Source organism: Flavobacterium cyanobacteriorum, assembly GCF_002251835.1.
Lineage (GTDB): Bacteria > Bacteroidota > Bacteroidia > Flavobacteriales > Flavobacteriaceae > Flavobacterium > Flavobacterium cyanobacteriorum.
In genome coordinates this window covers 1-25156 of sequence record NZ_NOXV01000305.1, presented here as the reverse complement: position 1 = coordinate 25156, position 25156 = coordinate 1, and the positions used below count along the sequence as shown (strand labels likewise).

Sequence of the window (25156 nt, the reverse complement as noted above, 5' to 3'; positions counted from 1 at the left end):
GGTTATTTTTTGTAAAAAGGCAGTTTTACAACTTTCGCAGGGATATCTTTATTTCGTATCCGGATAAATATTTCACTATCAGGAGTGGCAAACCCTGCCGGTACATACCCCAGGCCGATACCTTTGTTAAGGGAAGGCGACATGGTGCCTGATGTTACAATGCCAATAATGTTGCCGTCTTTATCCACAATTTCATAATCGTGGCGCGGAATGCCTCTTTCTGTTAATTCAAAGCCTACCAGCTTTCGCTGTACGCCTTCTTCTTTCTGCTTTTTAAGCGCTTCAGCGTTTACAAATTCCTTATTGAATTTAGTTATCCAGCCCAGTCCTGCCTCAAGCGGCGACGTGCTGTCATTTATGTCGTTGCCGTACAGGCAAAAGCCCATTTCAAGGCGAAGTGTATCGCGGGCAGCAAGGCCTATTGGTTTTATTCCAAAAGCAGCCCCGGCTTCAAATACGCGGTTCCATATCTGCTCAATTTCGGTATTTTTAGCGTATATTTCAAATCCGCCACTGCCGGTATATCCCGTAGCGGAAATAATAACATGCTCAATACCCGCAAAATCAGCTACCTCAAAATGATAATATTTAATGGCAGACAGGTCAACAGACGTTAAAGGCTGCATGGCCTCAACAGCCTTTGGGCCCTGTATGGCAAGCAGGGAATACTCGTCTGATATGTTGCGCATATCTACTCCCATATCATTTTTAGAGGAAATCCAGTTCCAGTCTTTTTCAATGTTTGACGCGTTAACTACCAGTAAATACTGGTCTTCCTTGATTTTATAGACGATAAGGTCATCTACAATGCCGCCGTTTTCATTTGGCAGGCACGAATATTGAGCCCTGCCCACGGTAAGTACAGAAGCATCATTTGTGGTTACTTTCTGTATCAGCTCCAGTGCATTAGGGCCTGATAGCAGGAATTCACCCATATGGGAAACATCAAAAACACCTACACCGTTCCTCACGGTTTCGTGCTCAATATTAACCCCCTCATACTGAACGGGCATGTTAAAACCCGCAAAAGGAACCATCTTGGCCCCAAGTTGTTCATGAATGTGCGTAAGCGCAGTATTTTTCATTATTGGTCAGGAAATGTTAGATAATGCTAAATTATTGAAAATTCAGCATTGTAGAATCTGTATGTTAAAAGATTATGATTTATTTATAGAGAAAGGCTATTTTGTCCAGTTTATCAGTCCTCTTATGAACTGGACACCTCCAAATAAAATGGCTCACCAGGCCACTACATAACGGCCTCCGCCACTGGCTGCTGAATAGGTAGCTATAGTTATTATTGTACCACCTATACACCATACCGCGCCCCATAACATATCTTTTCTTGCCTTAGCCTTCTGGGCATCGTCTATCATTATTTCAACATTATCAACAACAATGGCAGCATCAGCTTCAGAAAGCCCTTGAAGCATTAATGCCTGTTTTACTTCATAATTGTTTTTATTCTGGTTAACAATCATGTTGGCAGCAAGTGCATGGGCCTTGTCTGAGTCTAAAGTTTGCGTAGAATTTTCCATTAACATTTATTTAAGATTTTAAATATAGGATAAAAAATCCTGTATATGCAAATGTTACAGGTTATATTTTGGCTAAAACTTTTTTCAAACCTTCATAATTTTCTATTTGAATTTTCTTTTTTTCCAGGTACATTAAGGTTTTAATCTGCCCGGGCAGCGCAATTTTAATCCCGAAATTGCCTGTAATACTTTCGCCAAACTTTACAGGATGTGCAGTTTCTAAAAACACGCCTGTAACACCGGGATTGGTTTTCATGAACTTCTTCAGGCCAAGGTACCCTACCGCACCGTGCGGGTCAGGCAGGTAGTGGTGGTTTTTGTGCAGCTGTGCAATGGTTTTCAGGGTTTCTTCATCCGTGAAACTATAGGACGACAATTCCTGTGAAAGGCTTTCAGGGCCAAAAAGCTCCAATATGCGTACAAAATTACTGGGGTTGCTTACGTCCATGGCATTTGAAAGTGTTTCAACAGCAGGCATGGGGACATACCGGCGCGATTCCATATACCGGGGAACGGTATCATTGGCATTGGTGGCGGCAATAAAATGCATGATGGGCAGTCCCATTTTTTTTGCCATCATACCGGCGCAGATATTCCCGAAATTGCCGCTTGGCACTGATACTACTAAAGGCCTGCCGTTTTTTCGGAGTTCTTTATACGCAAAAAAGTAGTAGAACATTTGCGGCAGCCAGCGGGCAATATTTATGGAATTGGCCGAAGTAAGGTTCAGCCCTTTCAGCTCATCATCAAGAAAAGCCTGCTTTACCATGTCCTGGCAATCGTCAAAAGTGCCGCTTACCTCAAGTGCTGTTATGTTCTGCCCAAGCGTTGTGAGCTGGCGTTCCTGAACATCGCTTACTTTGCCTGAGGGGTATAATATCACAACCTTTATACCTTCAACCCCAAGGAAACCACTGGCGACCGCCCCTCCCGTATCACCCGAAGTGGCTACCAAAACGGTTACTTCCTTCTTATCGTCCTGTAAAAAATAACGGAGGCAGCGCGACATAAACCTTGCGCCTACATCTTTAAAAGCAAGGGTAGGGCCATGGAAAAGCTCAAGCGCATATACATCCTCATCTACCTGTACCAGTGGGAAACTGAAAGCCAGGGTTTCCTCCACAATTTCCCGCAGTTTATCCGGGGGTATCTCGTCCCCGATGAAGGGTGTAATGGCTTTAACGGCAATTTCAGTGTTGCTGTAGTCTTCAATATTGTTTATAAATCCTGATTCAAGCTGCGGAATTGTTTCAGGGAAATAAAGGCCTTTATCAGGTGCAATGCCTGTAACCGCAGCTTCTTTGAAGGAAGCTTTGCTGTTATGGTTGTTTAAGCTGTAGTATTTCATGAGTTATCTGTAAATATAAAGGCGTGTTGTTCCGTCATCAAACTTTAAAAGTTTTTGGTACTTCAACCCCTTACTAAAGTTATTGTAGTTTACTTCCTGCATAAAGGCTTGAATAGGCATATCTTGTCCACCTAAAAGTATTGTCATTTCTTCACTATTATCAGGCAGATGGTAAGAATCTAATCCATAAGATATATGTTTTGTAATTTCTTGTTTACAAATATTCCAAAATAAAAAATTTGTATGAAGAGTTATTGGCTTTTTACCAATCCTGTAAATAATTAAATCATTATTTAGATAATAATATCCTAAAAATTTACCATCAAGCTTTCGCAATTTCAGGCTGTCCATGTTAATGTGTTCTGAATCAGTTTTTGCCCAATCACCAATCTTATTACTAAAGAAGTACAAGTACGATTCATTAAGAGATGAACCGCATATATTTGGGTTAAAAAACATCAAACTATTACCATATATTGCAGTGCCTAGTAGAAGTAATCCTAAAATAGACCACCAACGAGAAATTTTGCGGAACTTCCAAAGGCTGACAGTAATAACAATGACGGATAAAAAAATTATAATATAACCAATAATTTTATCAGTTTTAGATATATAAAAACTTGAGCATGCCGAGCTACATCCACAAGTTAAATCCGTATAGTAAAAGCTTTCAAGCCAAATATATATAAAAGCGAATAGTACGATAAAAACAATTGTTATAATTTTTAATAGTGTTCTTTTCATACTATTTTTATCCCTACGGGATTTATGTTAGAAACATGTATCTCATAATCAATGCCAGTGCCTTCCAGTACCTGTGCCATAGCGCCTGCGGCTTTCCCTGCGGCTTCGTTACCTTTAGCCAGCGCAAAAACAGATGGCCCCGAGCCTGATATACCGGCACCCAGCGCGCCGGCATCAAGCGCGGCTTTCTTTATAAAACTGAAATGTGGTATAAGATGCGCCCTGAGCGGCTCTACCAGCACATCGTGGAGCGAGCGCCCTATAAGGTCAAAATCAGCTGTGTAAAGACCGCTGATAAGCCCTGCCAGGTTAGCTGTTTGTATAACGGCTTTTTTAAAGTCAATTCTGTCTTTCAGCACTGCCCGTGCATCTTTCGTCCTTACCTCAATATGCGGATGTATAATGGCAACATACAGGTTTTCGGGAGCCGGGATTTCTATAATATCCAGTGGCTCATAACTCCGTACCAGTGTAAATCCGCCTAAAAGGGCAGGGGCTACGTTATCGGCATGGGCAGCGCCGCTGGCAAGTTTTTCACCCTGCATGGCATAATGCACCAGTTCCTTAGGCGTGAGCGGATTCCCCACCAAATGATTTACAGCGAATACCGCTCCGGCTGCACTGGCTGCACTGCTGCCCAGTCCGCTCCCTGCTTTTATTTTTTTGTGTATGGTAATGTCAAATCCATAGGGCGGATGGAGTTTTTCCACCAGTGCTGTCGCGGCCACACCCGCTACATTCTGCGCTGTGTCAAGCGGCAGGTTTGCACCTGTAATTTCTTTTATCCTTACGCCCGGCTGCATGGTACGTTCCACCAGCATTTCGTCGCCTGCTGTGTCAAGGCAAAGGCCCAGCACATCAAACCCGCAGGAAACGTTGGCAACAGTGGCCGGGCAAAAAATCTTTACTTCCATACTATTTATTGCCAATACGTATTACATCTGCAAAAATGCCCGAAGCTGTTACTGCCGCACCGGCACCGGCACCTTTAATTATAAGCGGCTGATCTGCGTACCTGTCGGTGTAAAACAGCACAATATTATCTTTGCCCTCCAGGTTATAAAAGGGGTGCTCCTGTGGTATAAATTCCAGCCCTACATGCGCGTTGCCTTCTTCAAAAGTAGCTACAAACTTCAGCCTGCACCCTTTACTTTTTGCCCGGGCATAAAGATCCCCAAAATGCGTTGCATTGTCCTGCAGTGACCTGAAGAAATCCTCAACGGTTTGCGTATCAAGGCATTTTTGGGGCAGGAATGAGCGGTTTTCAATATCTTCAATTTCCATTTTGTATCCGCTTTCGCGGATTAGTATTACCAGTTTTCGTTTTACGTCAACTCCGCTCAGGTCTATCTTAGGATCGGGTTCTGTATAGCCTTCTTCCTGCGCCTGTTTCACTACATCATGGAAAGAAACCGATTCATTAAAGTTATTAAAAATAAAGTTAAGGCTGCCGGAAAGCACCGCCTGTATTTTACGTATCCTGTCGCCGGAAGCAACAAGATTCTTCAGCGTATCGATTATTGGCAGGCCGGCACCTACATTGGTTTCAAAAAGGAAGGGCGCGCTATACTGCCTTGACAGGCTTTTTAGTTCACTATAGTGGCTGTAAGCTGATGAGCAGGCCACCTTGTTACAGGTTACCACGGCTATGCTTTGTTTCAGGTAGCTGCCATAGGTCATGGCTACTTCGTTGCTGGCAGTATTATCAATAAATATGCTGTTACGCAGGTTAAAGCGTTTTATAGCCCCTATAAATCCGGTATGTGTTGATGGTTCACCATTTTCAAGGAGCGCCTTCCTGTCTTTCAGGGCAATGCCATACTCATCAAAATACATTTTACGTGAATTGGCGAGCCCTATAACCCTTACATTGATGTTGAGGTGCTCTTTAAGGTATTTACGTTGCTGCTGCACCTGTTCCAGGAATTTATCGCCCACATTGCCAATACCCATTACAAACAGGTTGAGCTGTACAGTACTTTCCTCAAAAAATTCCTCATGCAGGCTGTTCAGCGCTTTCTTAACGTCCCTGCTTGCTATTACGGCTGAAATATTACGCTCACTTGCACCCTGTGCAATAGCCCTTATATTGATGTTATTGCGCCCCAGGGTACTGAACATCCTGCCGCTGAGCCCCTGGTGGTTCTTCATGTTTTCGCCTACTACGGCTATAATTGAAAGCCCGTTCTCTGCTATGGCAGGCTTTATTTTTTGCTGGCGTATCTCAAATAAAAACTCCACATCTATAGCCGCTTTTGCTTTTGGCGCTTCTGCATCAGAAATGCCAAAGCATATAGAATGCTCAGAAGATGCCTGTGTTATGAAGATAACATTGATGCTTTCTTTGGAAATAACCTCGAACAGGCGTTTTGAAAAACCCGATACACCCACCATACCCGGCCCTTCGAGCGTAATAAGTGTTATACCGTCAATATTACTGATGCCTTTAATGGGGTTGCGGCTCTCTTCCGGCACCTGCCTTGTAATGATACTGCCCGGTGCCTCCGGCTCAAAGGTATTTTTTATGGTAAGCGTAATATTTTTATTAATAATAGGCTGGATAGTAGGTGGATACAATACTTTTGCCCCGAAATGAGACAGCTCCATAGCTTCCTCAAAAGTAATATGGCTTATGCTCCTGGCCTGTTTTACCAGCTTGGGGTTAGCGGTATAAATGCCACTTACGTCAGTCCATATTTCAAGGTGCGGCACATCGAGCGCAGCAGCAACAATAGCCGCGGTATAATCAGATCCTCCCCGCCCCAGTGTGGTAACATGACCGTCTTCTGACTGCGCTATGAACCCCGGCAGTACTATAACAGTATTCCTGTTCTTGTCAAAGAAATGCTGAATATGCAGGTTGGTTATCTCAAAATTTACAATGGCGCGGCCAAACCGGTTATTGGTCCTTATGAGTTCCCGGCAGTCGGCAAGCCGGCAGTCCTCCCCCTGTACTTTTAGGGCTTCAGCCATAATGTAGGAGGAAAGCACCTCGCCAAAAGAAAGGATAAGGTCTTTTGTGCGTTCAGAAAGCTCACCAAGCAGGTAACAGCCGTCAAGCAGGGTTTGCAAATGCTCCAGTTCCTGCTTTACATTTTGCAGCGATTCAGGCTGGTTCTTTTCAGGAATCAGGCCGGCAACTGCGTCAACATGCCGTACTTCTATTTCGTTATATAGTTCTTTGTAATTTAATTTTTTAGCCGAGGCATCAAGTGCCGCACTTAGTAGCAGGTCGGTTATTCCACCAAGCGCGGAAACTACCACCGCCACACGGCCGTTATTGATTTTATTTTTAATTATGCTTATGCATTGCAGTATATTTTGCGGGTTGGCAACCGAAGTGCCGCCAAATTTGATTATGTGCATGATAGTAACTGGATTGGTTATACAACAACTATTTTTTGATTATTATTAAATAATCCCTTTATTGGCTGATATGTAAATGATTATACCCCTAACGGGGTAGTAGTTGTTGTAGCAGTTGTAGAAGCAAGGGCAAAGGCAACATTGCACGGCAACGTGGCCATGCTTGTATAAAACTGAGTTAAATGTTTGTTGCTTTTGTAATACATATCGTAACAAATGTAATAATTTTACAAAGCGCTAAAAGCCTGAGAATCACTTTTACGGATTTTTTATAAATGCCTGCTCAATTTTGAAGTATGAAAATTTTTAATGCCGCCCAGATACGTGAAGCTGACAGATTAACAATTATACGCCAGGGCATAAGTTCCGGAGGCCTTATGGAACGCGTCGGGAACGAGGTTTATTTATGGCTGAAAAACCGGTTTCCCGATAAAGAGACTGTTTTTCATGTTTTTTGCGGTAAAGGCAACAATGGGGGAGACGGGCTGGTAATTGCCCGGCTGCTGCGCAATGACAAATACACGCTGCACCTTACCATTGCAGGTGAAAATACACCTTCACCTGATTTTGCCGCCAATCTTGAAAAAATAAACAGGGAAGGCATACCCTATAACACTACTACAGAGATTTCATCCTACGGCAAAGGGAAAGCTGTAGTGGTTGATGCCCTTTTCGGCACCGGCCTTACACGGGAGCCGGCCGGTGAATATAAAGGTATTATAGAGAAGATAAATAATAGCGGCGCCTATGTGGTTTCAGTAGATGTGCCTTCGGGGCTTTTTCTTGACAGGCCTACAGGTTTTGCCGTAAAAGCTGATGAGGTGCTTACCTTCCAGTTCCCTAAGCTGGCTTTTTTCCTTCCCGGTAATTACAGGTATATTAATAAAATGCATATTATTGATATAGGCCTTGATAAAGATTTTATTAATGATACAGTTACCGGCTACTATTTTACCGACAAGTTTGAGGCCTACAGGCTTTACAGGCCTGTACCTTACTATGCACATAAAGGTACCCGGGGGCATGTGCTTGTAATCGGTGGCAGCTACGGCAAAACCGGGGCAGTCCATCTTGCAGCGAGGGCAGCGCTCACCTCGGGCTGCGGCCTGGTAACGGCTTTAGTGCCCCAATGTGGCTATGTGCCCTTACAGGCATCCTTCCCTGAAGCCATGGTGCTTACCAACGGCGAAACACACCTGCAGGAAATTGCTTTTGCACTGAAGCCGGCAGCAATAGCTATTGGCCCGGGTATGGGTACCGATGAAGAGACACAGCAGGCACTGCATAACTTTTTGTTTGATAATAAGATTCCCATGGTTGTTGATGCCGATGCGCTAAACATACTTTCCGAAAATCTGCAGTGGCTTGAGCTTTTGCCGCCAAAATCTGTAATAACGCCACACCCTAAAGAACTGGAACGCCTTATGGGCACCTGGAATGATGATTTCGATAAAATAGACAAGCTTAAAGCATTTTCAAAAAAGCATTCTGTTATTATTGTAGCCAAAGATGCCCGCACACTTGTAGTAAATGGCGATGCTGTATATGTAAACAGCACGGGCAACGCGGCACTGGCTACAGGGGGCAGCGGCGATGTGCTGGCAGGGCTTATCACAGGGCTTATTGCACAGCAGTACACTCCTGCCGATGCGGCTGTTTTCGGGGTATACCTGCATGGCCTTTCTGCTGATATAGGCGTTGCCGAAACAGGTACACAGGCTTTTACGGCATCATCAATACTGCATTACCTGGGCAGGGCCTACCTGCAGGCAGAAAGCAGCTGCCAGTAAAATGATTTCTCCTAAAAACCTTGTTTTTTAATTATGGTTTTGTGAATTTTGACCCCTCAAACCACACCACTATGGAAACCATACATTATATAAGCTCTGAGCTTCTTTCCCTGGAAACAGTTAACACTATTATTTCACAGGGCCTTACACTGGAACTGTCAGAAGAAGCACGGGCAAGTATAGAGCGGTGCCGTATATACCTTGATGAAAAAATGAAGTCGCATGATGATCCTATTTATGGTATAAACACAGGTTTCGGCTCTTTATATAATGTAAAAATATCTAATGAAAACCTTACAAAGCTACAGGAAAACCTTGTACGCTCCCACGCCTGCGGCACAGGAGACGAAGTTCCTGCTGATATTGTGAAGATAATGCTCCTGCTGAAGATACAGTCCCTGAGCTATGGCTATTCGGGGGTGCAACTCGAAACAGTGGAAAGGCTTATTGATTTTTATAACTATGATATACTGCCTGTGGTATATACCCAGGGCTCACTTGGCGCATCGGGCGACCTTGCCCCGCTGGCACACCTGTCATTGCCGTTACTCAGTGAAGGGGAAGTATATAGGGACGGTTTCCGCCAGCCTGCACAAAAAGTGCTTGACAAAATGGGGTGGCAGCCCATCGCATTACAATCTAAAGAAGGGCTTGCATTGCTGAACGGCACACAATTTATGAGTGCCTATGGTGTTTATGTACTGCTGAAATCTGTGAAGCTAAGTTATCTGGCCGATGTTATCGGGGCTCTGTCGCTTGAAGGTTTTGATGGCCGTATAGAGCCATTCAGTGAGCTGATACACATGGTGCGCCCACACAAGGGGCAGATTGTTACGGCAAGGCGCTTTAACGAACTGCTTGAAGACAGTGAAATAATAATACAGCCAAAAAAACATGTGCAGGACCCGTATTCTTTCCGTTGCATACCACAGGTACACGGCGCCAGTAAAGATACTATTGAATATGTAAAAAAGGTGTTCAGGACAGAGATAAATTCGGTTACAGATAACCCTAATATATTTACCGAAAGTGACCAGATACTTTCAGGAGGCAATTTTCACGGACAGCCGCTGGCACTAACGCTTGATTTTTTGGGTATGGCTTTGGCCGAACTTGGCAGCATATCGGAAAGGCGTACTTACCAGCTTATATCAGGCCTCCGCGGCCTCCCGCCGTTCCTCGTTTCGAACCCGGGGCTTAACTCGGGCTTCATGATACCGCAATACACGGCAGCAAGCATAGTGAGCCAGAACAAACAGCTTGCCACCCCTGCCAGTATAGACAGTATTGTTTCAAGCAACGGGCAGGAAGACCACGTGAGCATGGGTGCCAATGCCGCTACAAAAGCGCTAAAAATTGTGGAAAACCTGGAGCGCATACTTGCCATTGAGCTTATGAACGCATCACAGGCGCTGGAATACCGCCGCCCACTAAAATCAAGCGGGTTTTTAGAATCTTTTGTAAAATCGTATCGTGAGGAAGTGCCACTGGTGGGTGAAGACAGGATACTGCATTATGATATCGAAAACACCGTTGCTTTCCTTCAAAACCTGCAGCTCGACGAGAGTGTGTTTGAATAGCCTTTTCCTGTTTAATTTCTTAATCCCGAAAAAGTTGTGCTCACCAAGATAAAAGAAACTGGCAGGCTGCGCCGGAACAATGAGGTTGAAGACTTCAGCAAAAAAATCTTGAGCTATTACGTCCTAATACTGTTTTAGTACAGCATTTTAAATAAATAATGTGTCAGGCTATGCTAAAAATTAAAATATACTGCTGCTATTCCCAATAACGCCGGTACTGCCTGTACATAAAAAATTTTCTTTTGCACTGTTGCCGCACCATAAACACCCGCTACACATACACACGCCAGGAAAAACATGGCTGTATTAGCGCCCCATTCAGCCTCTGTTATAAACAATGACCAGATAAGCCCTGCCGCCAGGAAACCGTTATACAAACCCTGGTTTGCCGCCATGGCCTTGGTTTTGGCAAACATATCTTCAGGAAAGTTGCGGAATACTTTTCGTGCACGTGTAGTCCATGCAAACATTTCCAGCCATAGAACATAAACATGTATGAGGGCTACAAGCGCTACAAGTATTTTCCCTATAATTTCCATTTAAAGTTCTTTTCAATAGCTTTTATCATTTCGCCTGCTATATCCTTATTGGTAGCACCTTCAATACCTTCAAGGCCCGGAGATGAATTCACCTCAAGCAGTAACGGCCCTTTAGAAGAACGGATAATATCAACACCGGCAACTTTAAGGTTCATGGCCTTAGCTGCTTTTATAGCGATTTTCTTTTCCTCTGCCGTGGCTTTAATAACAGATGCAGTACCACCCAGGTGTATGTTGGCCCTGAATTCGCCCGGCAATGCTTCACGCTGTATGGCGGCAACTACTTTGCCGTCTATTACAAAAAGCCTCAGGTCCTTACCATTGGCTTCCTTTATAAATTCCTGCACCAGTATATTGGCATTCAGGCTTTTAAAGGCATTAATAACACTCTCGGCCGCTTTTTTAGTTTCGGCGAGTACCACACCTTTTCCCTGCGTACCCTCCAGCAGTTTAACGATAAGCGGCGGCCCACCTACCATTTTTATGAGTTCGTTGGTATCAAGCGGTGAGTTGGCAAAACCTGTAGTGGGTATGTCAATCCCGCTGTTGAGCAGTAACTGTAATGAGTACAGTTTATCGCGTGACTGGCTTATGGCCATAGCCGAATTAAGGCAAAAAACCTTCAGTGCTTCAAAATGCCTTGTAAGCGCGCACCCGTAAAAAGTCATACTGGGGCGTATGCGTGGTATTACAGCATCAAAGTCATTAAGTATGCGGCCGCCGCGGTAGTGAATTTCCGGGGTGTCGGCATCCAGTTTCATGTAGCAGTCCTTCAGGTTCAGGAAATGCATTTCGTGCCCCCGTTGTTCCCCGGCTTCCATGATACGTTTATTGCTATAAAGCTCCGGGTTGCTGGCCAGCAACCCTATGCGCAGCCCTTTCCTGCCTTCGTCCGATTTTGAATAATATTCCTGAAGTTTTTCCTTTGTAGGCTGCCCAAGCAGGAATTTCTGTTCCGGGTCTACCAGCAGCCTTCCGCTCATGGCCTCACGGCCCAGCAGCATACGGAAACCCATAGAGTCACGGTTAGTTAGTGTTACTTCAACTTCCCAGGTTGATTCGCCCACCTGTATCTCTGTAGCTATTACATATCGCTGTTCCCTGAAACCGCTTGAGCTTTTTACAATACGCTTATCAACCAGCGGCGCCTGGCAGTGTATCACAGTTTTGGTATTATTCTGTATCGGGTTTATGTCAAATTTTACCCAGTTTTCCCCTTCTTTTTCAAAGGGCATAATATTTACCGCATGCAGGGCAGAGGTTTTGGCCCCTGAGTCTACACGTGCTTTTATTGTGGGTATTCCTAATTGAGGGAACGCGCACCATTCTTCGCTTCCTACAATAACTTTTTCCTGCATTTTGGTTGATAGTTTAAACAATTCTAAAGTACTACTTTTTTTATTTGTAAGAAGAAATGGCGATTTATTTTTACATAAATTTTATAAAGAGCGAGCAACCCGCAGCTCATACAATGTTTCGCAGGAATCCGGCAACTGTAATCCGGCAGCCCAATACTTTATTTAGCGTTAAAAATTGCCAAATGTAAAATGATATGCATAAAAAAAGCTCCCAAGGGGAACTCTTTGTTAATGAAGCCTTACGATAATAGGCATGTAGTATTTAGTCCTTACAGGCATTCCGTTCCTAATACCCGGCTTCCATTTTGTCTTAAGTGATTTCAAAACCCGTATAGCCTCATCACCCATGCCGCTGCCCGGGTCGTGTGGCACTTTAATATCCGTCAGGGTACCATCTTTTTCAATGATAAAAGATACATACACTTTTAGTGTGCCGGCAGTTTCACTGTCAGGTGTCCTGAAATTTTTTCCAACATAATCAAAAAATTTTTTTATTCCACCAGGAAATTCAGGCATTACATCCAGCTCCGGCATGCTAACAACCTCATTTCCAGTTCCAGCGGTCGGAGTACCCGTGCCTCCGGTTCCGCCTGTCCCTGAAGTTGGGCCCGTAACAATCTCGTTAGCGCCTGTACCCGCCTGTGTCATTTGTCCCGGATTTGTTTGCTGTACTTCCCGGGTTGTAGGTACTTCATCATCTGCGGGGCCTGAAACAGGTGTTGGCGGCGTAAAACGTTTTGTCTCCTCAGGGCTTTTTGGTGCGGCAGCCCCCGCTGCTTGTTCCTGTGGCTTTGGTTTTTCAGGCTCAGGGATTGTATATATTTTATCTACTTTAATTACATTAGGCCGCGGGATTTCTACAGGGCCGTTGCCTGTCCTGCTAAAGTAGTTAATTGTGGCGGGTATGCCCACAAGCACCCCGATAAGGCCAATACCTAAAAGTAAGGCTATAACTGTAGTTCTGGGATCCTGTCGGCGCAGCTGGTAGGCACCATAATTCTGGTTCCTGCCTTCAAACACAAGGTCAATCCATCCGTAGTTGAAAACGCTAGCTTTTGACATAATAAATTAATTTAAGGTTGATGGTAAATTATATTTACTAAAACGGTTAAGTATCGGTATATATTATACAAATACCTGTAAATGTTTAAAAAGTAAATAATGCTGCTTATTTTTTCCTTATGATTTCTGAGAGGAGCTTTTTCGCACGGAGGAGCTTTATTTTCACATTATTAAGTGGCTCGCCAAGCTGGTCTGCTATTTCCTGGTAGCTGAGTTCCTGGAAATAACGCAGCTGGATGACCTCCTGGTACTGCGGTTTCAATTGTCTAATACAGTTTAGCAGGCTCGAGAGGTTTTGTTCTTTAATCAGCCGGTCTTCCACAGTGGGTGTACTGTCGGCCACATAGTAAGCCTGCTGGTCGTTTACGTCATTAATTTCAATAAAAAGCGATGATTTTTTTTTGCGCAGCATATCAATATGCACATTCTTTGCTATTGCTATCAGCCATGTATTAAAAGCATAATCAGGATTATAAGTTCCGATTTTATCAAATGCCTTGGCAAAGGTTTCTATAACAATATCTTCCGTATCTGCTTCATTTTCGGTACGTTTCAGCATAAAGCCATAAACTTCGTTCCAAAAAAAATCAAGCAGGAATGTAAATGCTACCTGGTCGCCCTTTTTGGCTTTTTCTATGTTGGCCTGTATCTGATCAGCGTTTATTTCCAATGTACCGGTTTTGAAAACAAATTGGTAAAGAAAACATTAAGTTGTGTGAAGATAAGGATAATTTCGATAACAGGGTACCAGTAAACGGTGTCTTTTTCGTTTAGTTTAGAGGCGCTGTAGCCCATGGTAATCCAGGAGAAAATATACCGGAAGGCAATTACGGGGACCAGCAACATCCAGCTGAACTGCAACACGGCCAGTAATATTGCCAGGATGATAAACAAGAGCTGCGACAAGAAAAAAAGCCGTAACAGGGACTTATGCAATGGCCTGAAAAAGGAAGCGGTAAAAGCGCCGCGGCGTTTTTGCATGAACCAGTCCCTGAACTTATGTTTGGGTTCAGAATAGGTAAAACTGCCGGGTGCGTAGCAAAGCGTCGTATTTTTTTTAGTAGCAGCGCGGTTAATAAAAAGCGAATCTTCGCCACTGCGGATGTTCATGTGGTCAATGTAACCGTTTACTTTAAAAAACTCTTCCCTTTTATACGCCATGTTGCGGCCTTCGCCCATAAAGGGCATCCCGGCTTTTGCCCACGAAAAATATTGTGTAGCCGTAAGCATATTGTCAAACCTTATAATCTTATTAAGGAAAGAATTTTTCACCCGTTCATAAGCCCCATAGCCCAGTATGATGGTTTTACTCATTGTGAACTGTGAACTCATGCTGGCTATCCAGTATTTATCGGCAGGGTAGCAGTCAGCATCCGTAAATAGAAGGTATTCTTTCCGCGCAGCTTTTATGCCCAGGGTAAGCGCAAATTTTTTATTGCCCCAGAATGCCTCATTGTTTTCTACCTTAACAAGCCTGATGTTGCTGTACTGCTTTTCAAAAGCTTCAAAAATATCAAGGGTTTCATCGCTGGAGGCATCATCAATCAGTACAATTTCATAGTCAGGATAATCTTGTGTGGCCAAAAGTGGCACAAACTCCCTTACTTTTTCAGCCTCATTTTTAGCACAAACAATCACAGAGACAGGTATTTTTTTTGGCGTTATGGTTTTAGGTTTTGCAAAAGCAAATTTCGAAAAAATACCTCCATAATAAAACAGCTGTATGGCCACAACCCCGATAAAGGCATAGAAAATAATGTTCAGCATATAGGCTTTTCTGTTTTTTTAATTTTACCGCAAAGTTACGTTCAAATAGTAATTGAAAATATATTTAGGCTAAATAATATTAACCTCGGCTTCAATAGCGATACCAAATTTATTCAGTACCTTTTGTTGGATTTTCTTTGATAGCTCCAGTATTTCTTTCCCGGTAGCGTTACCGTAATTTACCAGTACCAGTGCCTGTTTGGCATGTACTCCGGCATCGCCAAAACGCTTGCCTTTGAAGCCTGCCTGCTCTATAAGCCAGCCTGCCGGGATTTTTACTTCAGCGTCGTTCAGTATGTAGTGCGGCATCTGCGGGTGCTGCCGGTATACTTTGTCAAACTGTTCTTTTGTGATAACCGGATTTTTAAAGAAACTGCCACTGTTGCCCAGTTCTTTTGGGTCGGGCAGCTTGCTCTGGCGTATGGCAGTTACGGCATCGCTTACATCTTTTATACCCGGAAGGGTTATATTATTTCGGGCAAGTTCGGCAGCAATATCGCCATAGGCAGTATTTATTTTATGGTTCCTAGTAGTAAGCCTGAAAGTAACCGAAGTTATTATGTACCGGTTCTTCAGCCTGCCTTTAAAAACACTTTCCCGGTAGCCAAATTCGCATTCTTCCTTAGTGAAGGTTTTTAATTCCTGCGTTTCTGTGTCCATAGCCTCGCATGACACAAAAGTATCTTTAATTTCAGTCCCGTAAGCGCCTATATTTTGTATGGGCGTAGTACCCACATTCCCGGGGATTAGCGACATGTTTTCCAGCCCGCCATAATTACTCTCAATGCAGTACAGTACAAACTGGTGCCAGTTTTCGCCCGCCATCCCTTTTATGTGTACATAGCCTTCTTCCTGCTTTACCACCTCTTTACCTTTTAGGTCTATATGTAGCACAAGTGCGTCGATATCCTTAGTCAGCAGCATGTTGCTGCCGCCGCCCAGGATAAACAGTTTCCTGCCCGTATTTTCTTTTAAAACCTGCGCGAGTTCTGCAACAGTGTGTACGGCGACAAATGCTGACGCTTTTGCGTCTATGCCAAAGGTATTGTAGCCTTTCAGGGAAAAGTCTTTGATAATTTCCATGCCTGCGGTTATTTTTGCCGTGGCAAAAGTACGTTAATCCCGATTTACGCAATAGCAATGTGTAAAAAAAATGCACACACGCTAATTGCTTCATTTGGAGCGGCACGCGTACGGCTTGCCGGGCAGGGCTTGGTCCCGCCATACGCTGTATCTCCGCGCCGCAAAAGCAGGCGCCGCGGAGGATGCCGCTTCTGTCGGGGCTGGGCAGGGGACTGCAGTATCCTCCGGGCAGCTTCAGGATGATATTTCAGGGGGTTACAGCTGTTCTGTTACTCTGTAGAAAGCCCGCGGTTCAGAAATTCAATCAAGGGTTTCAGCACCAGCAGCTTTTCTGATGTTTTCTTTACAAAATTTTTATCATCAAGCTCCTTATCACTAATTTTTGCCGTGGCAGTAAAGCTTTTCAGCTTCAGGAATTCAATGGCGGGATGTTCCTTATCAAAGTCTTTAGGTGCGGTTTTAAGCGCAATATTTTCATCACGGTCAAGCGTCCCAAATAGCTTTATAAATACTTCATGTCCTACAATGGCTTCAAGGTCTTCATAAAACCCGGCAATTTCGCGGCGCACTTTTTTCAGGTCAGCTACCTCAGGCATGTATAGCCCCCCTGCTACAAAACTTGCCCCCGGCTCAATATGCACATAATAGCCTGCCTTATTAGTACCCTTGCGGCCTTCGCACATCCATATGCCCATATTGGTCTTGTAAGGCGACTTGTCTTTCGTAAACCGGATGTCCCTGTTTATCCTGAACGAGCAGTGCTTAGGTTCCAGTTGGGCCAGTGAAGCATCGCCTTTGCTCATTTCGGCAATAAAGGCCTCAATAAGTTGTTTGTACTCTTTTTTATAAGCGTCATACCGCTTTTGGTTTGCCTGGAACCAGTCACGGTTGTTGTTGGCTTTAAGGTCACTGATGAATTGGAGGGTTTCTTTTTGAAGCATCTGTTTTTGATAATTTGTGGATTCGTGAATTTTTTTTGTACATAATCGGTTTGCCAGTAACAAAGTAACAAAGTAACAAAGTTTTTGCTTAAAGTAAAAAAAGCAGGATACCGGCTAAGCAAATCAATAATTCAATCAACTCTTATAAAGTAAACATCTTATAGCTCTGGTGTGTGGCTTTGACTATAGCTTCCGTGCGACCGGTATGGGTATCGGATATAAAAATCTGCCCGAACACCTTATCATCTATCATCCGAACTATTTTTTCTACCCTCGTCTCATCCAGCTTGTCAAAAATATCGTCAAAAAGCAGTATGGGCAGCACGCCGCTTTGCTGCTTTATAAACTCGAACTGCGCCAGCTTCAGGGCGATGAGGAATGATTTTTGCTGGCCCTGGGAACCAAATTTTTTTATGGGGTGGCCCTCTATCTCGAACAAAAGGTCATCTTTATGCACACCGGTACTGGTATATTGCAATACCCTGTCCCTGCCCAGGTTTTCTTCAAGCAGGCCGCTAAGGCTATTATGGTGCAGGTGGCTTTCGTAGATGAGGTTTACGCTTTCGGCCGCGTCAGTGATGGTCCTGTGGTGGTGGCTAAAAATAGGTATGAAATTTTCAAGGAATTTTTTCCTTTCTTCAAAAACAGCCTGTGCCAGTGGTTCCAGTTGCTCATTATAAACCAAAAGTTGCTCTTTATCAAATACGCGGTTGAGTGCAAAGTACTTCAGCAGGGCATTCCGCTGCGCTATAATATTCTGGTAGGCTATAAGCTGCTGCAGGTACCGGCTGTTGAGCTGTGAAATGACACTGTCAATGAACTTCCTGCGGGTTTCGCTGCCTTCCATAATCAGGTCATTGTCAGATGGTGAAATGATCACAAGAGGTATAAAACCTATATGTTCTGAAAATTTTTCATACACTTTGCCGTTGCGTTTCAGTACTTTTTTTTGCCCTTTCTTCAGGCTGCAGGCAACCTGTTCGGTACGGCCATCCTTGCTGAATGTGCCTTCAAGGACAAAGAAATCTTCACCGTGCTTAATGTTCTGGACCGCCAGCGGGTTAAAATAACTTTTTCCATAAGCAAGGTGGTATACCGCATCCAGCACGTTGGTTTTGCCAATGCCGTTTTTACCTGTAAAACAGTTAATCTTCGGGTCAAAAACATATACTGCTTCAGCAATGTTTTTATAATTAAGTATGGATAATTGTTTCAGGTACATGCGCAATGCGTCCGGTATAAGCGAACGGTTATGGTATATGCTTTTTTTAAAGTGGCTGCAAATTATTCAAAAAATATCAATAAAAAGATATTTTAATATTCAATAAAAATTTTATTTTTGCGGCTCACAAAAATGAAATAAATGGCAACGTATAACAAAAGAGGATATAAAGCACCCAAACCTGTAGCTGAAGTTAATGATATTGAGCCTGAAGAAAAATTTGATGGCAAAAGTACTACTGCTGAAGTGTTTAATACGCTGGACCAAAGCGCATCCAGAACGGAAGCGTGGGTAGCCCGTAACCAAAAAGCTATATTTGTAGTGCTTGGTATAATAGCCCTTGCTACTGTGGGTTACCTGCTTTATGACAAGTTTGTTGCCACTCCTAAAGAAGACGAGGCTGCCAGGGAAATGTTCCAGGCAGAAGAATACTTTACACAGGCTATTGATGCCCCCACCGCAAATGACTCACTTTATAACCTGTCGCTAAAAGGTGGTGAAGGTAAACTCGGTTTCCTGGGCATAATTGAAAATTATGGTGGTACTGACGCGGCTAACCTTTCACATTATTTTGCCGGTATGGCGTACCTTAATACCGGTAAATATAAGGATGCCGTGAAACATCTGGAAGAATTCAAATCCGGCGATGATGTACTTACTGCCATGGCCGAAGGTGCCAAAGGCGATGCTTTTGCCCAGCTGAAGCAGAATGAAGACGCACTAAAATTTTATGAAAAAGCCATAAAGGCCAGTGACAATGAGCTCACTACACCACGATTCCTGTTTAAGGCGGCTCAGCTTTTAATGTCCATGAACAAAAAGGCTGACGCGCTTAAATATTACCAGGAAATAAAAGATAAATATGATACTTCTGCTGAAGGCGTAAACATTGATGCCTACATCGCAAAGGCCGAATAATATGGCAACCGAAAATAAGAATTTATCACATTACGATAAAAACACAATCCCAAACGCGAAAAATTTCCGGTTTGGGATTGTTGTTTCAGAGTGGAATGAAAACATAACTTCTGGGCTATATAAAGGAGCTGTTGAAACGCTGCGGGATAATGGCGTGCCGGAAGAAAACCTGGTAATATGGAATGTCCCGGGAAGTTTTGAACTAATCTACGGCTGCAAAAAAATGATACAATCACAGGCTGTTGATGCAGTAATTGCCATAGGCAGCGTTATACAGGGCGAGACGAAACACTTTGACTTTGTTTGTGAAGCGGTATCACAGGGCATAAAAGACCTTAACATTATTACTGATGTCCCTGTAATCTTTTGTGTGCTTACAGATAATAACCTGCAGCAGGCCATAGACAGGAGCGGGGGCAAACACGGCAATAAAGGCACGGAAGCAGCAGTAGTAGCCATGAAAATGGCCGGCTTAAAGCACAGGGTAAAGTAACTATATTTTGTATAAGTAACAATAACCTTTCACTACAAGAGTAGTCTCTTATCCTTAAACTTTACTGTCAGAATTGCAGCGGCACATCAATTGCACATTTGCTATTGTATTACTTAATTTTTTTTAAAACCCGTATCTTTTTTTTTAAAATAATCATTTTTAAAAAACTTTTCAACACGAAAACGTTATAGTTTAAATGTTAAAAAAAGTTAGTATGTAAAACCAACTTTTTGTATGTATTTTTACATTTGAGTATGAATGAAGCACAAACAAGTGCTTCATTTTTAATGTAATAATGTTTTTTAAATGATTTATGGAAATGAAAAAAAAACTACTCCTGCTTTTATTTATGTTAACCAATACCCTGAATGCGCAGGTAACACTTAACTATACCACGCAAACAGTTGCTTTTAACCAGACCCATACCGTATTTACAGGCAGTAATTATTTTGCAGGCACTTTTGATAACGGCGCTGCCGAACTGGGTGTGTTTGCTAACGGTAGCGGAAGTGGTTTTATAGGTAATCCGGGTGTGGCAACATTTCGTACTTTTACCACCAATACCTTTGGCACCCAGGGTATTTCCCGCCCTATGCAGGTAGGCGACGAATTTGTAATCACGGCTTTCGTAAATAATTCTACTAATTTTTTTGACAATGGTACTGCGGGTATTTCTTTTAACGGAAATACAACATATTCAAACTATGGCGCTTTGCTGGTAAACCAACGAGCGCGTTTCCAGATCAATACGAATGGCAACTGGTTTCCCGCTGCTTCTTCAGCAGGTAGCGGATTCGCTACGCCAAACCAGGATGTAACCTTCAGGCTGAAACTCACTTCGGCGAGAACGGCGAACCTTACCATTTCATCGGCTAACAGCGCTACTTCTTTTGATATGGTACTTGCCGGCACACTTGGGGCAACAGACAATATTACCAGTTTTGCTATATGGAACCAGACAAGTGGGAACAGCAATAACATGTTTTGGAAAAATGCTTCTATCCGCTCTACCGGTACCGTCGAAATAGGCGGCGGTAATGGCTCATCAACTTTTGACGGTATCATAAGCAACGGCACGGATGCCAATTCTACTACTATTGTTTCTGTCAATGAACTTATAAAACAAGGTACAGGTACCATTACGCTCGCGGCGGCCAATACCTATACCGGCAACACCCGTATTACCGGCGGAACACTCAGGCTGAGTGGTTCAGGCAGGCCCGGTATCGGCTCCAATGTGTTTATCAGCGCTGGCGCAACATTTGACCTTAACGGCGTAGATACCTCAGTAGCTTCGGTACGGGAAACTGGTTTTAATAATGGTGGCTCGGTGTCGCTTGGCTCGGGTAACCTGACCATTACCGGGGGCTGGACAGGCACCATCTTCCAGAATTCCATAAGCGGTTCCGGCACTATCACCAAGCAGGGCAGTGGCACCCTTTCGCTCTATGGTACACAAGGCTACACCGGCAGCACTACGGTTTCGGGTGATGAACTCTCCACAGCGGTGGCTATGGCATCAACAGTTTATAACATCAACGGCGGAACGTTTACGGTGGGTGCAGCTAACATTATCCCTGATGCTGCATCTGTAAACCTCTCATCAGGTACTTTTAATGTAGGTTTTGATGAAACCATCGGTAACCTTACCCTTAGTGGCGGTACCCTGTCCATAACAGCAGGCCGCGTACTTACGATCAACGGTAACCTTACCGTAACAGGTTCCGCAACCCTGTCGTTAGGCGCCGGCGCGGCTATACGCTACGGCACGGGCGGCAACCTTATTTATAACCTTCCGGGTTCCCTTACTACCGGTGCTGAATGGCCTGCTACATTCGGGCCTAATAACGTTACGGTAGATAACGGCACCATCACACTTAGTGCAGACAGGGCCATTTCGGGCAACCTGAATATCAACGCCGGTACGCTTGATATTGGTGCCAACACCCTGAGCAGGGCTGTCTCGGGCGGTACGCTTACCCTTGCCAACGGCGCCATCCTCCGCATAGGCGGCACCGGTACTTTCCCGGCCAACTTTGCCACCCATACCCTGGGTGCTTCGTCAACAGTGGAGTACTATGGCAGTAACCAGGTAGTGGCTGCGCTTAACAGTACTGACTATGGCAACCTTACTATATCAGGCACAGGCACAAAATCTTTGTCGGCCAACACTGCAGCAAGGGGTAATGTAGCTATTAATGCCTCTACGCTTGACATTGCTTCCAATACCCTTACCAATACTGGTACAGGGGCCACCTTTAGCATCGCCAATGGTGCCACGCTGCGTATAGGCGGTACAGGTTCATTTCCTGCGGGTTACGCCAATTACACATTGGGAGCCACCAGTACTACGGAATATTACGGCGGGGCGCAGTCTGTTTCTACGCTTGGCGGGTCACAGTATGGTAATCTCATTCTTTCTGGCTCCGGGGCAAAAACCCTTGCGGGCAACGTAGTCACCGCCGGTAATGCCACTGTAACTAATGTGGCCTTAACAGTAGTTTCGGGGCAAAACCTTACTGTAGGGGGCAACCTTGTTAATTCAGGGGGCAACGTGTCATTCCTTAATAATGCCAACCTGCTGCAGGGCGCTGCCACTACCACAAACAACAATTCGGGTAATGTAGTAGTTTTCAGGAACAGTTCGCCGCTTTTCAGGCAGGATTACACCATGTGGTCATCACCGGTAGCCGCGCAGAACCTTTTCGGTTTTTCACCCAATACGCTGCCCAACCGTTTTTACACTTACAATACTGCTACTGACCAGTATATCCAGGTACCCGGCTTGGGCACATCGTCAGCCACAACCTTTACACCCGGTACTGGCTACCTGATACGAATGCCAAACGGCAGCTTTGACGGCCAGGGGAACCCTACAGGTACATTCAGTACTAATGCTGCCGAATACCAGCAGGGAATCACCACCATGACGTTCAACGGTAGGTTTTCCGGCTTACCTAATAACGGCAATATTACAGTAAGCCTCAGCACGGCAGGAAACGGCTATAATTTTGTAGGTAACCCGTACCCGTCACCCATTAGCCTTGCGGTATTCAGGGCGGCCAATACCAACGCTATAGACGGCAATGTTTGGATATGGAGGAAAACCAACAACAGCCCTTCATCGGCCTATGTCACCATAAACAGTGTGGGGATATACACTTCCAATGGGGAGCCCGAGCAGGAAGATCCCCTGGGCATCATCAGGACAGGGCAGGGTTTTATTGTGAAGATGAAAAACAGCCCCGGTTCGCTCAATGCCTTATTTACGAACGGTATGCGAAGCACCGACACGGCCAACCAGTTCTTTAGGATGAATGCGCCGGAAACCGAAAGCCACGGAATATGGCTCAATCTTACAGGCCCCGGCCAGCGTTTTAGCCAGATGTATACGGGCTATGTAGCCGGCGCTACTAATGAAGAAGATGAGGGGCTTGACGCGCCCTACATTAACGATGCAGATTTTGTACTTGCGCCTGTACTGAATGGTAAGGAATTCATTATACACGCACGTGCATTGCCATTTACCGATACGGATGTGGTGCCGCTGCAGCTGCGTACAGCCCAGTCTGGTACTTATGAGGTAGCCATAGGCCGCGTAAACGGTTTGTTTGGCGAAGGCCAGACCGTGTACCTCAAAGATAATGCTGTCGGCACGGTACACAATTTTGCCGATGGCGCCTATACCTTTACGACCGGGGCGGGAACTTTTAGTAACAGGTTTGAAATAGTATTTGCTAATAATACACTTAACAGGCCCACGATTACTGCCGGTACGTCCCTTAGCGTATACAGGCAGGGCGATACGGTTGTGGTGAGCGCGCCACAGGAAGATATCACAGGTATTGAGGTGTACGACATAAGGGGAAGGCTGGTGTATAGCCGTGAGAGGCTAATGTCTACAGAGGTATTGCTGGATGGCCTTGTGGCAAAACAGCAGGTATTACTCCTAAAAATCACTACCGTAAAAGGTATTTATAACAGGAAACTCGTCCATTAGTATTATTTTTTTATTATTTGGAATCCCGTTGCTTATTCTTTTACAGGTGTAGTGTATATAAAATTATCCGGAATCATATTTTTATCAAAATTAAGAAGTTAAAGCAAATAATGTGATTAATGAATAAAGCTTTAAAAAGGTTTTTTCCAATTTTTTTTAACGAGTTATTAATTTAATTTCTGTATATTAGCACCTATAAATACTATATTATGAAAGTTTTTAAAGGTCAAAACATACTCAACTTAGTAAAAGAATTACCGGACGATGATGCTTGTAAAGCTTATTTAAGTAAAATCAAATGGATGGATGGCTTTAAATGCTCAAAATACGGTTCTGAAAAAGGATGTGAAAAAGCGGGATATAACTATCAATGTTATTCTTGTAATCATGTTGAAAGTTCAACAGCAAATACACTTTTTCATAAAGTAAAATTCGGTTTGCAAAAAGCATTTTTAATTGTTTTTGAGATGACAACTTCAACTAAAAGCATGTCAAGTATTCAAGTTGGAAAGCGTTATGGAATAAGCCAAACCACAGCTTGGTTTTTCATGCAGAAGGTACGTGTTGCAATGCAAAGCAGTCAGAAATATCCTTTATCGCAAATTGTCCATGTAGATGAATTTGTAGTTGGTGGGAAAGAAGACGCAAAACAAGGAAGAAGTTATGACACAAAAAAGACTACGGCAGTTATAGCAGTTGAACTAACAGAAAAAAACAAGATAAAACGCGTTTATGTGAAAGCAATTGATGACTATTCAGCTAAGTCATTAACACCTATTTTTGAGGAACACATAAGTACAAGTGCCAAAATATTTACAGACAAATGGCGAGGATATTCACCATTAAAAGCAATGTATAATATTGAGCAAAAAGAAAGCAAAAAAGGAAGGAATTTTAAAGAAATACACGTTGTAGTACACCAGATAAAGTCTTGGATTAGAACAGTTCCAACTCATGTTAGTAAAAAGCACGTTCAGTCGTATTTTGATGAATTCTCTTTTAGAATGAATAAATCTATTTTTAAAGAGAATATATTTCACAAAACAATCGAAAGAATGATAAACTCAAAACCTATATATCATAATCAAATAATACAGAAACTAACTATATAACTCAATTTTTTTAATTATAGTTTTATTTAACCCAAATTACGCAATAGAGAAAAAAGCATATTTTAGGCCTGAAAGTCCAACTGCGTAGCAGTAGAAAAAAATAGTGATGAAATTCGATTTATCCTTTACAATAAAGAGATTACCCCGTGGGTGGAATGGTTTTTATGAAGCAAATGTTGGACAAAATGGGGTTTCGGGGAACAGATAGAACACTGTGAATGGCTACCGGTCTCACAATTGAACAATTTTTATAAAAAGAAGTGTTGCTGGAGTCTTTTATCACCAGTATCTGGTG

At 43.6% G+C, this 25156-nt stretch carries 20 protein-coding genes; 6 read left to right on the top strand and 14 right to left on the bottom strand.

The features are described from left to right. Positions 1-2: 2 nt before the first annotated feature. The 6 genes from gcvT to thrA all read right to left on the bottom strand — a co-directional run bounded on the left by gcvT (position 3) and on the right by thrA (position 6996). The gene (gcvT, locus tag CHU92_RS14935; RefSeq protein ID WP_094416983.1) at positions 3-1085 is read right to left on the bottom strand and encodes a glycine cleavage system aminomethyltransferase GcvT; all 1083 of its coding nucleotides are present in this window, start codon (positions 1083-1085) and stop codon (positions 3-5) included. A gap of 153 nt (positions 1086-1238) precedes the next feature. Then, positions 1239-1538: a hypothetical protein gene (locus tag CHU92_RS14930; protein ID WP_094416981.1), complete on the bottom strand. Its 300-nt coding sequence runs from the start codon at positions 1536-1538 to the stop codon at positions 1239-1241. Between the two features lie 61 nt (positions 1539-1599). Next, a complete protein-coding gene (gene thrC / locus CHU92_RS14925; protein WP_094416979.1) occupies positions 1600-2886 on the bottom strand; it encodes a threonine synthase in 1287 nt (428 codons plus the stop codon). 3 nt (positions 2887-2889) lie between these two features. Continuing rightward, a complete protein-coding gene (locus tag CHU92_RS14920) occupies positions 2890-3630 on the bottom strand; it encodes a hypothetical protein (protein WP_094416977.1) in 741 nt (246 codons plus the stop codon). Continuing rightward, positions 3627-4544: a homoserine kinase gene (locus CHU92_RS14915; RefSeq protein WP_094416975.1), complete on the bottom strand. Its 918-nt coding sequence runs from the start codon at positions 4542-4544 to the stop codon at positions 3627-3629. The genes CHU92_RS14920 and CHU92_RS14915 overlap by 4 nt, the downstream gene beginning before the upstream one ends. A 1-nt stretch (position 4545) precedes the next feature. Continuing rightward, positions 4546-6996 carry a bifunctional aspartate kinase/homoserine dehydrogenase I gene (gene thrA / locus CHU92_RS14910; protein WP_094416973.1) on the bottom strand — a complete coding sequence of 817 codons (2451 nt, stop codon included), beginning with the start codon at positions 6994-6996 and terminating at the stop codon, positions 4546-4548. Positions 6997-7292: 296 nt separating this feature from the next. On the opposite strand from thrA, the gene CHU92_RS14905 reads away from it, so the two are divergent. Beyond that, a complete protein-coding gene (locus CHU92_RS14905) occupies positions 7293-8786 on the top strand; it encodes an NAD(P)H-hydrate dehydratase (RefSeq protein WP_094416971.1) in 1494 nt (497 codons plus the stop codon). A 71-nt stretch (positions 8787-8857) separates the two neighbouring features. Then, positions 8858-10366, top strand: coding sequence for a histidine ammonia-lyase (gene hutH / locus CHU92_RS14900; RefSeq protein ID WP_094416969.1), 1509 nt, complete (start codon positions 8858-8860; stop codon positions 10364-10366). A gap of 173 nt (positions 10367-10539) precedes the next feature. Here the strand turns inward: hutH and CHU92_RS14895 are convergent, their stop codons facing one another. The 8 genes from CHU92_RS14895 to recF all read right to left on the bottom strand — a co-directional run bounded on the left by CHU92_RS14895 (position 10540) and on the right by recF (position 18338). After that, positions 10540-10905, bottom strand: coding sequence for a DUF1304 domain-containing protein (locus CHU92_RS14895; protein WP_094416967.1), 366 nt, complete (start codon positions 10903-10905; stop codon positions 10540-10542). Further along, complete coding sequence (rimK, locus tag CHU92_RS14890; RefSeq protein WP_094416965.1) at positions 10893-12263, bottom strand: 30S ribosomal protein S6--L-glutamate ligase; 1371 nt, start codon at positions 12261-12263, stop codon at positions 10893-10895. Before rimK ends, CHU92_RS14895 begins: the two co-directional genes overlap by 13 nt. A gap of 228 nt (positions 12264-12491) precedes the next feature. After that, positions 12492-13325: an energy transducer TonB gene (locus tag CHU92_RS14885; protein ID WP_094416963.1), complete on the bottom strand. Its 834-nt coding sequence runs from the start codon at positions 13323-13325 to the stop codon at positions 12492-12494. 106 nt (positions 13326-13431) lie between these two features. Then, positions 13432-13995 (bottom strand): RNA polymerase sigma factor, encoded by a 564-nt coding sequence (locus tag CHU92_RS14880; RefSeq protein ID WP_165764680.1) that lies wholly within the window; start codon positions 13993-13995, stop codon positions 13432-13434. Then, positions 13986-15092, bottom strand: coding sequence for a glycosyltransferase (locus tag CHU92_RS14875; RefSeq protein ID WP_094416961.1), 1107 nt, complete (start codon positions 15090-15092; stop codon positions 13986-13988). The genes CHU92_RS14880 and CHU92_RS14875 overlap by 10 nt, the downstream gene beginning before the upstream one ends. Before the next feature lie 69 nt (positions 15093-15161). Beyond that, a complete protein-coding gene (gene murB / locus CHU92_RS14870; RefSeq protein WP_262494656.1) occupies positions 15162-16187 on the bottom strand; it encodes a UDP-N-acetylmuramate dehydrogenase in 1026 nt (341 codons plus the stop codon). Between the two features lie 257 nt (positions 16188-16444). Then, positions 16445-17116, bottom strand: a complete 672-nt coding sequence (locus tag CHU92_RS14865) for a DUF2461 domain-containing protein (RefSeq protein WP_094417077.1) — start codon at positions 17114-17116, stop codon at positions 16445-16447. A 142-nt stretch (positions 17117-17258) separates the two neighbouring features. Next, positions 17259-18338 carry a DNA replication/repair protein RecF gene (gene recF, locus CHU92_RS14860; protein ID WP_094416957.1) on the bottom strand — a complete coding sequence of 360 codons (1080 nt, stop codon included), beginning with the start codon at positions 18336-18338 and terminating at the stop codon, positions 17259-17261. A 141-nt stretch (positions 18339-18479) separates the two neighbouring features. Here recF and CHU92_RS14855 point away from each other — a divergent pair, with 141 nt between their 5' ends. From CHU92_RS14855 to CHU92_RS14840, 4 genes are all read left to right on the top strand, one after another. Continuing rightward, complete coding sequence (locus CHU92_RS14855) at positions 18480-19256, top strand: tetratricopeptide repeat protein (RefSeq protein ID WP_094416955.1); 777 nt, start codon at positions 18480-18482, stop codon at positions 19254-19256. Between the two features lies 1 nt (position 19257). Beyond that, entirely contained in the window at positions 19258-19749 is a 492-nt protein-coding gene (ribH, locus tag CHU92_RS14850; protein ID WP_094417075.1) for a 6,7-dimethyl-8-ribityllumazine synthase, read from the top strand. 319 nt (positions 19750-20068) lie between these two features. Then, the gene (locus CHU92_RS14845; protein WP_165764679.1) at positions 20069-23749 is read left to right on the top strand and encodes an autotransporter-associated beta strand repeat-containing protein; all 3681 of its coding nucleotides are present in this window, start codon (positions 20069-20071) and stop codon (positions 23747-23749) included. A 209-nt stretch (positions 23750-23958) separates the two neighbouring features. Then, entirely contained in the window at positions 23959-24861 is a 903-nt protein-coding gene (locus tag CHU92_RS14840) for an IS1595 family transposase (RefSeq protein ID WP_094416951.1), read from the top strand. Positions 24862-25156: the final 295 nt, after the last annotated feature.

Coding starts and splice junctions, on each gene's coding strand:
- CHU92_RS14875 (WP_094416961.1), bottom strand. CDS start 15,092: ATGCTGAACATTATTTTCTATGCCTTTATCGGGGTTGTGGCCATACAG.
- CHU92_RS14895 (WP_094416967.1), bottom strand. CDS start 10,905: ATGGAAATTATAGGGAAAATACTTGTAGCGCTTGTAGCCCTCATACAT.
- thrC (WP_094416979.1), bottom strand. CDS start 2,886: ATGAAATACTACAGCTTAAACAACCATAACAGCAAAGCTTCCTTCAAA.
- rimK (WP_094416965.1), bottom strand. CDS start 12,263: ATGCAGGAAAAAGTTATTGTAGGAAGCGAAGAATGGTGCGCGTTCCCT.
- hutH (WP_094416969.1), top strand. CDS start 8,858: ATGGAAACCATACATTATATAAGCTCTGAGCTTCTTTCCCTGGAAACA.
- ribH (WP_094417075.1), top strand. CDS start 19,258: ATGGCAACCGAAAATAAGAATTTATCACATTACGATAAAAACACAATC.
- CHU92_RS14920 (WP_094416977.1), bottom strand. CDS start 3,630: ATGAAAAGAACACTATTAAAAATTATAACAATTGTTTTTATCGTACTA.
- CHU92_RS14905 (WP_094416971.1), top strand. CDS start 7,293: ATGAAAATTTTTAATGCCGCCCAGATACGTGAAGCTGACAGATTAACA.
- CHU92_RS14845 (WP_165764679.1), top strand. CDS start 20,069: ATGAAAAAAAAACTACTCCTGCTTTTATTTATGTTAACCAATACCCTG.
- CHU92_RS14885 (WP_094416963.1), bottom strand. CDS start 13,325: ATGTCAAAAGCTAGCGTTTTCAACTACGGATGGATTGACCTTGTGTTT.
- gcvT (WP_094416983.1), bottom strand. CDS start 1,085: ATGAAAAATACTGCGCTTACGCACATTCATGAACAACTTGGGGCCAAG.
- CHU92_RS14930 (WP_094416981.1), bottom strand. CDS start 1,538: ATGGAAAATTCTACGCAAACTTTAGACTCAGACAAGGCCCATGCACTT.
- CHU92_RS14865 (WP_094417077.1), bottom strand. CDS start 17,116: ATGCTTCAAAAAGAAACCCTCCAATTCATCAGTGACCTTAAAGCCAAC.
- CHU92_RS14915 (WP_094416975.1), bottom strand. CDS start 4,544: ATGGAAGTAAAGATTTTTTGCCCGGCCACTGTTGCCAACGTTTCCTGC.
- recF (WP_094416957.1), bottom strand. CDS start 18,338: ATGTACCTGAAACAATTATCCATACTTAATTATAAAAACATTGCTGAA.
- CHU92_RS14855 (WP_094416955.1), top strand. CDS start 18,480: ATGGCAACGTATAACAAAAGAGGATATAAAGCACCCAAACCTGTAGCT.
- thrA (WP_094416973.1), bottom strand. CDS start 6,996: ATGCACATAATCAAATTTGGCGGCACTTCGGTTGCCAACCCGCAAAAT.
- CHU92_RS14840 (WP_094416951.1), top strand. CDS start 23,959: ATGAAAGTTTTTAAAGGTCAAAACATACTCAACTTAGTAAAAGAATTA.